13 protein-coding genes are annotated in these 15,465 nt (G+C 65.2%); all 13 read left to right on the top strand.

What is annotated here, in order from left to right; genetic code table 11:
- Window positions 1–66: 66 nt before the first annotated feature.
- The 13 genes from ACR65N_RS00775 (at window position 67) to ACR65N_RS00715 (ending at window position 15,410) form a co-directional block, all read left to right on the top strand.
- On the top strand, window positions 67–1,284 hold the full coding sequence (locus tag ACR65N_RS00775) for a deoxyguanosinetriphosphate triphosphohydrolase (protein ID WP_440455390.1): 1,218 nt from the start codon (window positions 67–69) through the stop codon (window positions 1,282–1,284).
- Between the two features lie 63 nt (window positions 1,285–1,347).
- Window positions 1,348–3,105, top strand: a complete 1,758-nt coding sequence (argS, locus tag ACR65N_RS00770; protein ID WP_440455389.1) for an arginine--tRNA ligase — start codon at window positions 1,348–1,350, stop codon at window positions 3,103–3,105.
- Window positions 3,106–3,171: 66 nt separating this feature from the next.
- Window positions 3,172–6,165 (top strand): SPOR domain-containing protein, encoded by a 2,994-nt coding sequence (locus ACR65N_RS00765; RefSeq protein ID WP_440455388.1) that lies wholly within the window; start codon window positions 3,172–3,174, stop codon window positions 6,163–6,165.
- Window positions 6,166–6,271: 106 nt separating this feature from the next.
- Window positions 6,272–7,288, top strand: coding sequence for a beta-N-acetylhexosaminidase (gene nagZ / locus ACR65N_RS00760; RefSeq protein ID WP_440455387.1), 1,017 nt, complete (start codon window positions 6,272–6,274; stop codon window positions 7,286–7,288).
- Window positions 7,289–7,326: 38 nt separating this feature from the next.
- Window positions 7,327–8,157 (top strand): segregation and condensation protein A, encoded by an 831-nt coding sequence (locus ACR65N_RS00755; protein WP_440455386.1) that lies wholly within the window; start codon window positions 7,327–7,329, stop codon window positions 8,155–8,157.
- A gap of 65 nt (window positions 8,158–8,222) precedes the next feature.
- A complete protein-coding gene (scpB, locus tag ACR65N_RS00750; RefSeq protein WP_440455385.1) occupies window positions 8,223–8,882 on the top strand; it encodes an SMC-Scp complex subunit ScpB in 660 nt (219 codons plus the stop codon).
- A gap of 198 nt (window positions 8,883–9,080) precedes the next feature.
- Window positions 9,081–9,296, top strand: coding sequence for a twin-arginine translocase TatA/TatE family subunit (locus ACR65N_RS00745; RefSeq protein WP_440455384.1), 216 nt, complete (start codon window positions 9,081–9,083; stop codon window positions 9,294–9,296).
- Window positions 9,297–9,344: 48 nt separating this feature from the next.
- Window positions 9,345–10,064 (top strand): Sec-independent protein translocase protein TatB, encoded by a 720-nt coding sequence (gene tatB, locus ACR65N_RS00740; protein ID WP_440455383.1) that lies wholly within the window; start codon window positions 9,345–9,347, stop codon window positions 10,062–10,064.
- Window positions 10,061–10,888, top strand: a complete 828-nt coding sequence (gene tatC, locus ACR65N_RS00735) for a twin-arginine translocase subunit TatC (protein WP_430308045.1) — start codon at window positions 10,061–10,063, stop codon at window positions 10,886–10,888. The genes tatB and tatC overlap by 4 nt, the downstream gene beginning before the upstream one ends.
- Window positions 10,889–10,983: 95 nt before the next feature.
- Window positions 10,984–12,267 carry a serine--tRNA ligase gene (serS, locus tag ACR65N_RS00730; protein ID WP_440455382.1) on the top strand — a complete coding sequence of 428 codons (1,284 nt, stop codon included), beginning with the start codon at window positions 10,984–10,986 and terminating at the stop codon, window positions 12,265–12,267.
- Between the two features lie 7 nt (window positions 12,268–12,274).
- Window positions 12,275–13,042 carry a 5'/3'-nucleotidase SurE gene (gene surE, locus ACR65N_RS00725; protein ID WP_440455381.1) on the top strand — a complete coding sequence of 256 codons (768 nt, stop codon included), beginning with the start codon at window positions 12,275–12,277 and terminating at the stop codon, window positions 13,040–13,042.
- 8 nt (window positions 13,043–13,050) lie between these two features.
- The gene (locus ACR65N_RS00720) at window positions 13,051–13,692 is read left to right on the top strand and encodes a protein-L-isoaspartate(D-aspartate) O-methyltransferase (RefSeq protein ID WP_430308048.1); all 642 of its coding nucleotides are present in this window, start codon (window positions 13,051–13,053) and stop codon (window positions 13,690–13,692) included.
- A 116-nt stretch (window positions 13,693–13,808) separates the two neighbouring features.
- Window positions 13,809–15,410 (top strand): peptidoglycan DD-metalloendopeptidase family protein, encoded by a 1,602-nt coding sequence (locus tag ACR65N_RS00715; protein WP_440455380.1) that lies wholly within the window; start codon window positions 13,809–13,811, stop codon window positions 15,408–15,410.
- The last annotated feature ends 55 nt before the right edge of the window (window positions 15,411–15,465 follow it).

The following is a 15,465-nucleotide window of genomic DNA, read 5'->3' as shown; positions in this document are numbered from 1 at the left end:
TAAATCAAGCGTCAATGGTGCTTCGCTGCGCACCTGACCTTCCATGCGTCGAAAACGGAATAGAGCATGTCGATCGATACTCGCAGTCTTGGCTTCGGCTCCGGCGAAAAGTCCGTCTATGCGGCCGACGCCTGGGCATCGCGCGGCAGGCTGGTGCCCGAGCCATCGTCGCTGACCCGCTCCGAGTTCCAGCGCGACCGCGACCGCATCGTCCACACGACGGCCTTCCGGCGTCTGAAGCACAAGACGCAGGTGTTCATCGGCGTCGACGGCGACCACTACCGCACCCGGCTGACCCATACGATCGAGGTGGCGCAGATCGCCCGAGCCCTGGCCCGGGCGCTGAAGGTCGACGAGGATCTTGCAGAGGGTGTCGCGCTCGTCCACGATTTCGGCCATACGCCGTTTGGCCATACCGGCGAGGACGCGCTGCATGAATGCCTGGGGGCCTATGGCGGCTTCGACCACAACGCCCAGTCGCTGCGCATTGTTACCAAGCTCGAGCGCCGTTACGCCGAGTTCGACGGCATCAACCTGACCTGGGAGAGCCTGGAAGGTCTGGTCAAGCACAACGGACCGCTGATGGATAAGAACGGCATCGGCACCCACGGTCCAGTGCCGCAGCCGATCCTCGACTACTGCGAGATCAACGACTTGGAACTGTCGAGCTATGCAAGTCTTGAGGCGCAGGTCGCGGCGATCGCCGACGACATCGCCTACAACACGCACGACATCGACGACGGGCTGCGCTCCGGATACCTTACCTTCGATATGCTGGAGGACATTCCCTTTCTCGCCTCGATGATGGCCGAGGTGCGCCTCAGATATCCGCATCTGGAGCCCGCGCGCTTCGCCAACGAGATCATGCGCCGTCAGATCACCCACATGGTGGAGGACGTCATCGGCGTGGCGCAGGAGCGGCTGTCGACGCTGCGGCCGCAGAGCGCCAACGATATCCGCGGCCATGACTGCGTCATCGCGACTTTCTCGCCGGAGATGCAGGAGACCGACCGGGCGATCAAGAAGCTGCTGTTCTCGCGTATCTATCGGCACCCCGACATCATGCATATCCGGGCCGGAGCGGCGCAGATCGTCACCGACCTGTTCGGCGCCTACATGGCCGATCCGTCGCAGATGCAGAGCCACTACTGGGTGAGCCACATGGCCGGCCTTAGCGAGGCGGCGAAGGCCCGCCACGTCGGCGATTACCTGGCCGGCATGACCGACACCTATGCGGTGAAGGCGCACCGGCGAATGTTTGACCATACCCCGGATTTGGGCTAGGCACCCCACCAACCGAACCTTGACTGACGGACGCACGCGCCGTCGTTTGCCCGGATGCACCACATGAACCTCTTTGCCGATTTCGAAGTCCGGATCAAAGCCGCTCTCGAAACACTTGATATCGTGAAGGAAAAGCGTGACAGCGTCGATTTCGGCCGGTTGACGATCGAGCCGCCGCGCGATCCGTCGCACGGCGACGTGGCAACCAATGCCGCGATGGTGCTGGCAAAGCCGCTCGGCACGAATCCGCGGGCGCTGGCCGATATCATCGCCGCTCGGCTTGAGGAAGACGACGACATCGTCGAGGTCACCGTCGCCGGTCCCGGCTTCATCAACATCCGCCTGTCGGTTGCCTACTGGCAGCGGCTGCTGGCCACCGTGATTCGCGAGGGCACGGCCTATGGCCGCTCGGGCGTCGGGCAGGGCAGGAAGGTCAATGTCGAGTTCGTCTCGGCCAACCCGACCGGCCCGATGCATGTCGGCCATTGCCGCGGTGCGGTCGTCGGCGATGCACTGGCGAACCTCATGGGCTTTGCCGGCTATGAGGTGACCAAGGAATACTACATCAACGATGCCGGCAGCCAGATCGACGTGCTGGCGCGTTCGGTGTTTCTGCGCTACCGCGAGGCGCTCGGCGAAAACATCGGCGAGATCCCGGCCGGCCTCTACCCGGGCGACTATCTCGTGCCGGTCGGCCAGGCGCTGGCCAAGGAATTCGGCACGCGGCTGCACAACAAGCCGGTGGACGAGTGGATGCCGCTGGTCAAGGAACGCGCCATCGACGCCATGATGGCGATGATCCGCGAGGATCTCGAGGCATTGAACGTCCACCACGACGTGTTCTTCTCGGAGCGCACGCTGCATGCCGATGGCGCTGCCCGTATCCGCCAGGCCATCAACGACCTGACATTCAAGGGACACGTCTACCGCGGCACGCTTCCGCCGCCGAAGGGCCAGCTGCCCGAGGATTGGGAAGACCGCGAGCAGACGCTGTTCCGTTCGACCGATGTCGGCGATGACATCGACCGGCCGCTGATCAAGTCCGACGGAAGCTACACCTACTTCGCCGCCGACGTCGCCTACTTCAAGGACAAGTTCGACCGCGGCTATGACGAGATGATCTACGTGCTCGGGGCCGATCATGGCGGTTACGTCAAGCGGCTGGAAGCGGTGGCGCGCGCTGTGTCCGGAGGCGCTGCGAAGCTGACGGTGCTGCTCTGCCAGCTGGTCAAGCTCTACCGCAACGGCGAGCCCGTGAAGATGTCGAAGCGCTCGGGCGACTTCGTCACGCTGCGCGACGTGGTGGAAGAGGTCGGCCGCGATTCGGTCCGCTTCATGATGCTGTACCGGAAGAGCTCGGAGCCGCTGGACTTCGACTTCGCCAAGGTGACGGAGCAGTCGAAGGACAATCCGGTCTTCTACGTGCAGTACGCGCATGCCCGCTGCATGTCGGTTTTCCGGCAGGCGAAGGAGGCGTTTCCGGACCTCGACATCGAATCACTCGACCTGGCGGCGGCGGCCGGCGACATCATCGACCCCACCGAAATCCAGCTGGTGGCGAAGCTTGCCGAGTATCCGCGCCTGATCGAGGCCGCGGCACTGTCTCAGGAGCCACACCGGCTTGCTTTTTACCTCTATGATCTGGCAAGCTCCTTCCATGCGCACTGGAATAAGGGCAAAGACAACCCTGACTTACGGTTTGTTAAGGATAACGACCGAAAATCCAGTATCGCCAGGCTTGGGCTGGTGCGCGCCGTCGCGTCTGTTTTGAAATCCGGATTGGCCATAACTGGCACAGCAGCTCCGGACGAGATGCGGTAAAAGCGCCACCATTTACCCATAATGCGCTGGCAATGACTGTGTTAGCGTAGGTAAGTGGACGAGGGTATGGCAGACAACAGCGTTGCACTTGGCCGCAACAGCGGACCGGATTTCTTCGCCGACGACGATCCGTTGGCGGAACTGGCACGCATTGCGGGCTTCGAGGAGCGGCCGGGGAACCGGCCGTATGACGCCGCACCTGCGCGGCGAGAGCCGGCCTTCAATCTGGAAGATGAACTGCTGCACGAGCTGGAGCACTTCGATTCGCCGCACCTCGATCCGGTTGCCGACATTCCCGTTGCTCCGCTGTTGCCCGTCGCTCCGCCGGCGCCTGTTGCTGCCCGTGCTGCACCTGTCGCGCCGCCTGTGGAACGTGATCCCTTTGCCGACGACGAGCCGGCCGCTCCCCGCTCGGAACCGCTGTTCACGGCACGCCCGGCAACGCCGGTGACGCAGGCTGCCGTCCAGCCCGACTATAGCGATCTGTCGAGCCTGTCGGCTGACCGCCAGCCGATGCCGGTTGCTGTCGCTGCACCGCGCGGTGGCTTCGACGTGGACCTGATCTCCGAACTCGAAGGCTCGATTGCCGCTCCCGCCGTCGCGCCGGCACCCAAGTCGGGTCGTCCTCCGGCGCGCGCCTACGAGCCCGGCTTCCGGATGCCGATCGCCAACTTCAACCTCGCCCAGACGCGGGTCGAGCCCGGCATGACCGCATCCGCGGCGTCTGCCGCCCCGTCGATCATGCCCGAATCACCGGCGCTTGCAGCCCAGCTCGCTTCGTCCGTCCAGTCGCTCGGCCCGATGGTGGAGCCGGTTCCGGCCGCCATCCAGGCGCCGCCGCTGTCGGCGGATACGTGGGAGAACGATTTCGATCTCGGTGCGGCGATGGAAGCCGAGCTGAGTGTCGATCAGCCGGCGCCGGTCGTGCAGCCTATCAATGAGCGTCGCGAACCGGTGGCGCCCATGGTGCCCGTTGCCGCGAGATCTGAAGAAGCCGCTCCGGACCAGGCCACCTTCTCGGCACAGCCGGAGCCCGCCTACGACGTCGACCACTACAGCGTATCGCAGAAGCCGGCGACGATGTCGGCGCCTGTTATCGGCAATCGGTCCGACGTCATGACTGCGCCAATGCCTGTCGCAGCACCGGTCGCAGCGCCAGTCGCAGCAATGGCTCCGCAGCCTGTCGCCGCCGATCTGGCGGATGACGAATTCGAGCTTGCCCTGGACGATCTGGAACTCGATTTCTCCGACTTGATGGTAGACGAGCCGATGGTCGCCTCTCCGGTGGTCCATCCGGCACCCCGCGCGGTCGAGCCGTCTTACGTGACCGAGCCCGTGACTGCTCCTTCGGTCGCGGTCGAAGAGCCGGCCCCGGTCGCCGCCTCGGTCAGCCCGTCGGTTCCGCCGTTCCTCGCCACCGCGCGGTCTGCCGCGCCAGTCGCCGTCGCACCGGCTCCGGTCGCTGCTGCTGCAATAGCCGAGCACCAGGTGGTTCCCGATCCTTTCGCTCTGGACAGCGATGCCTTCGACCCGGCGCTGCTGGCGGAAGCCGAGGATATGCCGGAAGCGGTTGCCGATCTCAACGTTCCGGAAATCCCGGTGCACGAGCCCGAGCAGCCGGTCGCGCCGCAGCACGACTACGACCTCGACCTCGACGCGGAACTCGCGAGCTTCCTCGAGACGGCACTTCCAGCCGCCACGGCTGCCTCGGCACCGACGACGCAGCCGGCGCGCGCCACGGCACAGCCGGCGGTGACGGAAACCAAGTCGTTCAATGATGGTCTGGACGAGTTCGAACGGGCGCTGGAGGAAGATTTCCGACGTAGCCTGTCGACGCCGCTGATGCGCAAGACGCTCGACGAGCAGGTCGAGACCGACGACGCTTACGCCGCGCCGCGCCGCTCGTTGGGCTCCTGGATGATGCCGCTGTCGGTCGCCGGCTTCGTTGGTATTGCCGGCCTGTCCTTCTACGCCTGGTATGCGAGCGAGGGCGGTCGCCTTGGTGGCGACGGTGCTCCGGTGGTCATCGCTGCCGATACCGATCCGATCAAGGTCGTGCCGGAAAACCCGGGTGGCAAGACTGTACCCAACCAGGACAAGGCGGTCTACGACCGTGTCGCCAGCGGATCGCTGGGCGATCCGAAGCAGGCGGCGCTGATTTCTTCCGATGAACAGCCGGTCGACGTCGTGCAGAAGACGCTGGTGCCGGAAAGCTTCTCGCTGGAAGGCGAAGACGAAGCAGGCGAGGGCGTGACGCAGGTGGCGGACACGCAGGATCCACGCCTGATGCCGGACCAGGTGGAAGCATCCGGAAAGCCGGGCGAGCATGATCAGCTCGCCGTCATGCCGCGCCGCGTCAAGACGATGATCGTCCGTCCGGATGGCACGCTTGTCGAGCAGGTAACCGAGGTTCCGGCTGCAACCGCCGCGACGGCCGCCGTGCGTGCCGAAAAGATACCGGCGGCTCCGACACTCGCCGAGCCGATGCAGACCGCAAGCACTTCGCAGATTGCCACCGTCAGCGATCATCCGGCCACCCAGCTGTCGGATGTCAACGTGGCGAAGACGACGGCGCTGACCGGCGCCGCAGCGCCTGCAGTGACCGCCGGCACGACGACGCCGAAGGGCACGCCCGTGCCAAGCGCCCGGCCGGCCGAACAGCCGGTCCGTGTGGTTGCCGCCGTCAGCGAACAGGGCAATGTCCAGAACGGCACGCGTCCGACGGCGCAGGCGCCGCTTGCCCCGGCAGCAGCAGCTCCGGCAGCCGTGCAGACGGCATCGCTCCAGCCGCAGAAGCCTGCCGCAAGCAGCGCGGCCGGTGGCTACTTCATTCAGATCGCCTCGCTTCCCTCGGAAGCCGATGCGCAGAAGTCGTACCGCAACCTGTCGTCGAAGTTCTCCGGCGTCATCGGTGGACGCGGCGTCGATATCGCCAGGGCCGACGTTGCCGGCAAGGGCACCTTCTACCGCGTCCGCATCCCGGCCGGATCCAAGGACGAGGCCGCGGCGATGTGCGAGAAGTACCGCTCGGCCGGTGGCACCTGCCTGATCGCCCGCTGAGGATTGACGACGCTTTTCGAATGGAACGGGGCCTTTGTGCCCCGTTTTTCGTATCGGCCGCAGCGCCTGCTGCAGCCCTACAGAATGCAGGGGGAATTTCTTCAACATGACCCGGACCAAGGCAATGATCCTCGGCTGCGCAGGCCAGGCGCTGACCACTGACGAAGTGGCTCTTTATCGCGACGAACAGCCATGGGGCTTCATCCTGTTTGCCCGCAATCTCGGTGAGCCGCAGCAGATCCGCGATCTCGTCGCTTCGATGCGCGACACCGTCGGCCGGCCGGATGCGCCGGTGCTCATCGACCAGGAAGGCGGCAGGGTTCAACGTATCCGGCCGCCGATTGTGGAAAAGTATCCGGCTGCCGCCGAACTCGGCGCACTGTTCGTGGCCGACCCGGAGCAGGGGTTGCGCGCCGCCTGGCTGATGTCGCGGTTGCATGCGTTCGATCTGACGCGGCTCGGCATCAACGTCGATTGCCTGCCGGTGCTTGACGTGCTGGTGGAGGGTGCGACGCCGGCGATCGGCAACCGCGCCTATGGCAGCGATCCGCGGCTGGTGACGGCGATGGGACGGGCGGCAGCTGCTGGCCTTAAGGCGGGCGGCATGCTGCCGGTGATGAAGCACATGCCGGGCCACGGCCGGGCGACGGTCGATTCGCATCACGACCTGCCGGTCGTCACTGCTTCCGTCGAAGAACTGGATGCTCATGACTTCGCGCCGTTCCGCGCCATGAAGGACGAGGTGATGGCAATGAGCGCCCATATCGTCTTCACCGCCATCGACGCGGAGCGGCCGGCCACCACCTCCAGGACGGTCATCGACGAGATCATCCGCGGAAGGATCGGCTTCGACGGGTTGCTGCTGTCCGACGACAGCTCGATGAACGCTCTGAAGGGCACGCTTGGTGAACGCGCCGCCGATATTGTCGCCGGAGGTTGCGATATTGTCTTGCATTGCAACGGCGTGATGGAGGAAATGAAGCAGGTTGTCGCTGAGGTGCCCGTCCTCGACGGGGAGCGGCTGCGGCGCGTGAAAGCGGTCGAAGCGGCATTCCCCGCACCGGACGACACTTCGGAAGAGGCGGCACGCAGCGAATTCTGGTCCTTGCTGGGCTCCGTCTGAGACGGCGCGCCGAGGGTGATCGCGGACAGGGGCAGGGCATGGCCGTTGATACATCCAAACCTGCCATTCCGATGGACAGGCTCTGGCAGGATAGCGAAGCGCGCGGCGTCACCGAGCCGGCGCTGGTCATCGACGTCGGCGGTTTCGAAGGCCCGCTCGACCTGCTGCTGCATCTTGCCCGCACCCAGAAGGTAGACCTGGCCCGCATTTCGGTACTGGCGCTTGCCGAGCAGTACCTGCAGTTCGTCGATAGCGCCCGGCGCGTGCGCATCGAACTTGCCGCCGATTACCTGGTGATGGCGGCGTGGCTTGCCTACCTCAAGTCCAAGCTGCTGATACCCCAGCAGGTGCGTCAGGAGGACGGACCATCCGGCGAGGAGCTGGCGGCAACGCTTGCCTTCCGGTTGAAGCGGCTGGAAGCGATGCGCGAGGCGGCGACCCGGCTCGTCAACCGCAACCGGCTCGGTCGCGACGTTTTTGCCCGCGGCGCGCCGGAACATATTCCGGAACGCAGCGGCGCGCCGTTCGAGGCGAACCTCTACGATCTGCTCAACGCCTATGCCAACCTGCGCCAGCGCCAGGCGGTCACGCATGTGACGATCGAGCGCCGCAAGGTCTGGTCGCTCGTCGAGGCGCGCCAGATGCTGACCGCGATGCTTGGCGAGATCGGCGACTGGACCGCGCTGCAGCATTACCTGCTCGATTATCTGCCGCCCGCCGAACGGGTAACGGCGACCGCCAGCGCCTTTGCGGCCTCCCTCGAACTCGTGCGCGAAGGCCGGCTCGAAATGCGCCAGGACGGCGTCTTCCAGCCGCTCTATATGCGTCGCTCCGAGGGCCGCCCGACCGGCCCGAGGGACGAGCAATGACGGCGGCAGACATCTCCGGAGACGACACCCGGGGCGATCGGGACGAGGTGAACGGAGCTGAGTCGATGGCGACCGTTCTCGAACTGGAAGCCGAACGGACCGCCGAGGCGCTGGTATTTGCCGCCGCCGAACCGGTGTCGGAGGCCTATCTCGCCGAACGCCTGCCGCGCGGCACGGATGTGCGCCGGCTGATGTCGAAGCTCGTCGATCTTTACGCAGGCCGCGGCGTCAATCTCGTCCGGGTGGAGGACCGCTGGGCCTTCCGGACCGCCGCCGACCTATCCTTCGTCATTCGCCACGATGATAGCGAGCAGCGCAAGCTGTCGCGGGCGGCGCTGGAAGTGCTTTCGATCATCGCCTATCACCAGCCGGTGACGCGCGCCGAGATCGAGGAGATCCGCGGCGTCCAGACCTCGCGCGGAACGCTCGACGTGCTGATGGAGGCGGGCTGGGTCCGCTTCCGGGGACGTCGCCGGACGCCCGGCCGTCCGGTGACGCTCGGAACGACGCCGCGCTTCCTTGATCACTTCGGCCTGGAGGAGCTGCGCGACCTGCCGGGTCTTGAGGAGCTCAAGGGGGCAGGGCTGCTGTCCGGCCGCATTCCGTCCGATTTTCGCATTCCGATTCCGCTGATGGCCGACGAACTGTCGGAAGACGAAGATCCGATCACCCAGCTGGATCTCGAGGAACTCGGCCTGCTGACGCCGGGTGGCGGCGACGAATAGGCGTCTTCTTGTCGCATGCGGCGAGGACAATCGAAGTTCAATCCAGTCGAAAATCCCGGAGGCAAGCCGCAGACCCATGCGGTGCCGCGAATGTCTCGTGGATGTTACTGTCATCGGCGGGACGAACGACATTTTGCTGTTTGAAAAAGTCCGCAAACGGCTTACATCGGACGCAACGCGAAATCATGGAGTGGAGTCATGGGTTCTTTTAGTGTGTGGCACTGGCTGATCGTTCTGGTCATCGTGCTCATCTTCTTCGGACGCGGCAAGATCCCCGAGCTCATGGGCGACATGGCAAAGGGCATCAAGAGCTTCAAGCGGGGCATGGCCGACGACGACAATCCGGACAGCACCACGACGACGACGACGGCGACGGGCAAGACCGTCGATCACAAGCCGGAAGAGACGAAGTAAGCATCCGGTGCCGCGCCCTCGCGGCGCGTCCCCTCAGGAGCGTAGCGTATGTTGGATATCGGCTGGACCGAACTCTTAGTCATCGCGATCGTATTGATCGTCGTCGTCGGGCCGAAGGATCTGCCGCCGATGCTTCGGGCATTCGGCAAGATGACCACCAATCTGCGGAAGATGGCGGGCGACTTCCGGACGCAGTTCGACCAGGCGCTGCGCGAGGCGGACATGGATGACGTTCGCCAGACGATCTCGGATGCGCAGCGGTTCAATCCGGCCAATGCGCTGCGCGAGGCGATCAATCCGCTGCGCGACATGGGCAACGAGATCCGTAACGACCTGCAGAAGGCGACGGCCATGCCGCCCCTGAGCGAGATCGGCAACAAGCCTCAGCAGGGCGATCCGCTGGCCGAGCCGGTATCGGACGCGTCTGCCGTGTCGGCCACCGATCCGGTTTCGCCCACGCCGCTTGCCACACCGGCACCCGGCGCACCGGCAGCAACTTCACCGGCGGCTGGCGCGACTGCTGCGCCTCCAGGCCCTGTCGCGCAGGCTGGCGATCCGGCGGCGCTGCCGAAGAAACCGGCTCGTGCGCCGCGCAAGGCAGCGGTCGTGACGCTCGCGGCGACCGAACTTCCGGCGGCTGCGCCTGCGGCACGCCGTAGCCGTACCGCCAAGGCGCTCGACGCGGCGGCAGCAGCCGAACCGCCGGCGAGCAAGAAGCCGGTCGCGCGCGCCCGCAAGAAGCCCGTAACCCCCATGGATGATGCATGACCGGCAATATCGAAGACAAGCCACAGCCGCTCATCGAGCATCTGATGGAACTGCGCACGCGGCTGATCTGGTCGCTTGCCTCCTTCTTCCTGGCCTTCCTGGTCTGCTTCTTCTTTGCCAAGCAGCTCTTCAACGTGCTGGTCGTGCCCTACAAGTGGGCGGTCCTGTGGGCGGGCCTCGATATCAGCAAGTCCGAGCTGATCTATACCGCGCCGCAGGAATTCTTCTTCACGCAGGTGAAGGTGGCCATGTTCGGTGCGCTGGTCATCGCCTTTCCGATCATCGCCTCGCAGCTCTACAAGTTCGTTGCGCCGGGGCTCTACAAGAACGAGCGGGCGGCCTTCCTGCCGTTCCTGATCGCCTCGCCGATCCTCTTCCTTTTGGGCGCGGCGCTCGTCTATTTCTTCTTTACGCCCATGGTCATGTGGTTTTTCCTCGCCATGCAGCAGGCGCCCGTCGATGGCGAAGTCGCCATCTCGCTGATGCCGAAGGTGTCGGAATACCTGTCGCTGATCATGACGCTGGTGATGTCCTTCGGCCTGGTGTTCCAGCTGCCGGTGGTCACCACGCTGCTGGCCCGCGTAGGGCTGCTGACCAGCACCTGGTTGCGCGAAAAGCGCAAGTTCGCAATCGTCATCGCCTTCGTGGTGGCAGCCGTGCTGACCCCTCCCGATCCGATGTCGCAGATCGGTCTTGCACTGCCGACCATCCTTCTCTACGAAATTTCCATCTATGCCGCTCGACTCGTTGAGCGCAAACGCGCCAGCGAGACATTGGCCGAGGCGGAGCCGTCGTCATCCGTGGCGAAGTCCGAAGAGGCGTAGCATCCGTTCATCAGAGACGGATGCCTCGGCCGGCACAACTCTTCGACGGCCGGGCAGAGCCCTACGGCCACAACCGCAGGCGACCTGGAACGACGATGCTCGATATCAAGTGGATACGTGACAACCCCGCTCTCCTCGACGAGGCGCTGCGCAAGCGCGGCGCCGAGCCGCAGGCCGACGCCATCATCGCGCTGGATGAGACGCGCCGTTCCGTCATCCAGAAGCTCCAGGACATGCAGTCGCGTCGTAATGCCGCCTCCAAGGAGATCGGCGCTGCGATGGCGCAGAAGAACACTGAGCTTGCCGAGCGGCTTAAGGCGGAAGTGTCGGATCTCAAGGAAACGATGCCGGCCGTGGAGCAGGACGAGCGCGCCGCGATCGCAGCGCTTGACGACGTTCTGTCGCAGCTTCCCAACATTCCCTTCGACGACGTGCCGGTTGGCAGGGACGAGCACGACAACGTCGTCGCCCGGGTGATCGGCCAGAAGCCGGGCTGGAACCATGCGGCCAAGGAGCACTTCGACATCGGCGAAGCGCTCGGCATGATGGACTTCGACCGGGCGTCCAAGCTGTCCGGTAGCCGTTTCACAGTCCTGACCAGCCAGCTCGCCCGGCTCGAGCGGGCGCTCGGCCAGTTCATGATCGACCTCCACACGCGCGAGCACGGCTACACCGAAGTCTCGTCGCCGCTGATGGTGCGCGACGAGGCGATGTTCGGCACGGGCCAGCTGCCCAAGTTTGCCGAAGACCTGTTTCGCACGACGGACGGCCGCTGGCTGATCCCGACGGCGGAGGTGACGCTGACGAACCTCGTCTCGGGCGAAATCCTCGACCAGGAAAAGCTGCCGCTGCGGTTTACCGCCCTGACCCCCTCCTTCCGGTCCGAGGCCGGATCGGCGGGCCGTGATACGCGCGGCATGCTGCGCCAGCACCAGTTCTGGAAATGCGAACTCGTGTCGATCACCGATGCCGAAAGCGCGGTGGCCGAGCATGAGCGGATGACTGCCTGCGCCGAAGAAGTGCTGAAGCGGCTGGGCCTGCATTTCCGCACCATGGCGCTGTGCACCGGCGACATGGGCTTCAGTGCCCGCAAGACCTACGATCTGGAAGTCTGGCTGCCGGGGCAGAATGCCTACCGCGAAATCTCGTCGTGCTCCGTCTGCGGCGATTTCCAGGCGCGCCGGATGAACGCCCGCTACCGGGTGAAGGACGAGAAGACGCCGCGCTTCGTCCATACGCTGAACGGATCCGGCACGGCCGTTGGCCGCTGCCTGATCGCTGTCCTCGAAAACTACCTGAACGAGGACGGCTCGGTCACCATTCCGGACGTCCTGCTGCCCTACATGGGCGGCCTGACGAAAATCGAGAAAGGCGCCTGACGACACGATGCGGATCCTGCTGACCAACGATGACGGCATTCATGCGGACGGATTGGCAGCGCTTGAGCGCATCGCCCTGACGCTCACCGACGATGTCTGGATCGTGGCGCCGGAGACCGACCAGAGCGGCCTTGCCCATTCGCTGACGCTGTCGGAGCCGCTACGGCTGCGCCAGATCGGCGAGCGGCGGTTCGCACTGCGCGGCACGCCGACCGATTGCGTCATCATGGGCATCCGTCACGTCCTCGACGGCAAGCCGGACCTCATCCTTTCGGGCGTCAATGCCGGCTCCAACATCGCCGACGACGTGACCTATTCCGGGACGGTGGCGGCGGCGATCGAGGGCACGATCCAGGGCGTCCGGTCGCTGGCGCTCAGCCAGGCGGTCCGCATGGAGGACGGCGTGCGTACGCTTCCCTGGGGGGTCGCCGAGACCCATGCACCGGCGCTGATCCAGAAGCTGATGACGCAGGACCTGCCGGCCGGCACCTTCTTGAACGTCAACTTCCCTGCCTGTGCCCCGGACGCGGTAGCCGGCCTGTCGGTGACGGCGCAGGGCCGCACCGATTTCGCCCTCGTCGTCGACGAGCGCCAGGACGGTCGCGGCAATCCATACTTCTGGCTGCGCTTCGGCACCCGTACGGGACAGTTCGACGAAGGCAGCGATATTCATGCGGTGCGCGCCGACAGGATCTCGGTGACGCCGTTGAAGCTAGATCTGACCGATCATTCGGTCCGCGACCGGCTGGCCGCTGCCCTGGGAGACCTTGCTTGAAATCAGGCATGATCGAGAGGGAGGGATTTGCGGCACTCGTGCTTCGGCTTCGCGCCGAGGGCATCACCGACCTCGATCTGCTGACCGCCTGCGAGCAGACGCCGCGCTCGCAGTTCGTGCCGCCGCAATTCACGGCCGAAGCCTATTCCAGCCGCAGCATTCCGATCGATTGCGGTTCATTCATGGAGGGCGCCGATCTTGCCGTCCGCATCCTGTCGCGGCTGCAGGTGAAGCCCGGCCACAGGGTGCTCGAAATCGGCACGGGCAGCGGCTTCATGACCGCCGTCATGGCGCGCACCGCCGAGCGGGTTCTGTCGCTCGACCGCTACCGGACGCTGGTTACGGCAGCGCAGGCGCGCATGGAGGCGCTGGCGTTGCGCAACGTCATCATCCGCCAGGCGGACGGCAGCAATGGTCTGCCGGGCGAGGGGACCTTCGATCGCATCCTGGTGACCGCTGCGTTTCCGGTAATGCCGCGTTTCTATGCCGATCAACTGGTGCATGGTGGCTCAATGGTGGCGCCGCTGATGATCGACGAGGAACATTGCATGATGGTGCGGCTGACCAAGACCGGCAGCCGCTTCGAGCGCGAGGACCTGTTTCAGGCACCCTACCTGCCGCTCGTCACCCACATCGCGGCGCATCTTTGATCTCGGTAATCAGCCGCGTCTCCGGCCCGATTCATGGTTAGCAATTTCTCAAAAAAATGATCGACCTGTCGGCACCTTAACCCGTCGGTAAGACTAACGCGCTTTAATCACTCTCAATGTGGTTGCGTCTTGTAGGTCGGGTCATGCGTGTGAAAAAAACGTCGAATGTAAGAAAGTCAGCCGTGCGCATCGCCGTGGCGGCTCTGCTGGCAAGTGCCGCGACGGGGTGCAGCTCCGACGCGACCCGGTTCGCAGGTGTCTTCGACCGCGATAACCTGACCACGGCCTCCATTCCGCAACGGCAGGGCGGTGCCGCCTACGGCCAGGCGCCAATGCCGACCGAGGACGTCGGTAACGGCGGCCAGCCGAGCTACGGCGCAGGCCGCAGCCCCGTCGCGCAATCCTATCCTTCGGCCAACTCCGGCAGCTACCCGTCTGCATCGGCTTCGCCGGCCCGCTCGGCTGCCGCTCCCGTCGCCGTCCAGCGCTCGACGCTGTCGGCACCTGGCTCCTCTTCGCTGCCGCCGGTGAGCGAACCGCAGAACCGCCAGCAGGCGATGGCCCAGCCGCTGCCGCCGCGCACCGCCGAGACCGCACCCGTTCGCCGTCCGCCGGCCGTCGATGGCGACAACGTCACCACCGGCTCGACACGCCCGGCCGGCTGGTCGGCTGCCAACGCACCCAAGGTCACGCTTCGTCCCGGTGAAACCGCCGCCACGCTCTCGCGTCGCTACGGCGTGCCGGAAAAGGAAATCCTGCGTGCCAACGGCGGTGCTCTGACCGCCGGCCAGATCGTCGTCATCCCGACCTTCGGCGGCGGCAATGCCGCCAAGATGGCCGCCGGCTCGATCGATCTCCCGAAGGACAGCAATCCGCCGATGCCGGCGCGTGAAAACGGCGACAAGGTTGCGGTGCTTCCCTCGGCCACGGCGCGCGACAAGGCGCAGGCCGAAGGTGCCAAGCTCACGCCGCCCACCGGTGGCAGCGCCGTACCGCCGTCCCCCGGCAGCTATACGGTGAAGGCCGGGGACACGCTGAGCAAGATCGCCCAGGCGACCCGGACGCCGATCGACCGCCTGAAAGCTGACAACGGCCTCAACGACGGCAATCTGCGGATCGGCCAGACGCTGAAGGTTTCCGGCGAGGCTGGCGACCAGATGAAGACGGCGTCGATCGTCCGTCCGGCAGTTGAAAAGCCGGCCGCTCCGATCAAGGCTGAGCCGGTTGTCGCCAAGCCCGATGCCCCGGCACAGGCGGTCGAAGCGCCGAGCGCCCAGTCGGCAAGCCTGACGGACGTCGAGAAGAAGTCGGATGTCAGCGCCGCCGCACCGACGGCGACCGGCATCTCCAAGTATCGCTGGCCGGTAACCGGTGCGGTGACAGCATCCTACGGCCAGAACGTCGACGGCAACCGCAACGACGGCATCAACATCTCGGTGCCCGAGGGTACCCCGATCAAGTCTGCCGAGAATGGCGTCGTCATCTATGCCGGCAACGGCCTGAAGCAGCTCGGCAACACGGTGCTGGTGCGCCACGACGACGGCAAGGTCACCGTCTACGGGCACGCCTCGAACATCTCGGTGTCGCGCGGCCAGAAGGTTCAGCGCGGCCAGACGATCGCAACTTCGGGGATGAGCGGCGACGCCAAGCGTCCGCAGGTGCACTTCGAAGTCCGCAAGGACGCGACGCCGGTCAACCCGATCACCTTCCTCGAATAGGAAGACAAGCAGTTCCGTTCCTCGATCTGTATTGCGTACGAGGAATGCGAAAAAG

The organism is Rhizobium sp. SAFR-030 (assembly GCF_059415005.1).
Note: the sequence above shows the minus strand (reverse complement) of the source record. Positions and strands in the feature narration are given on the sequence as shown.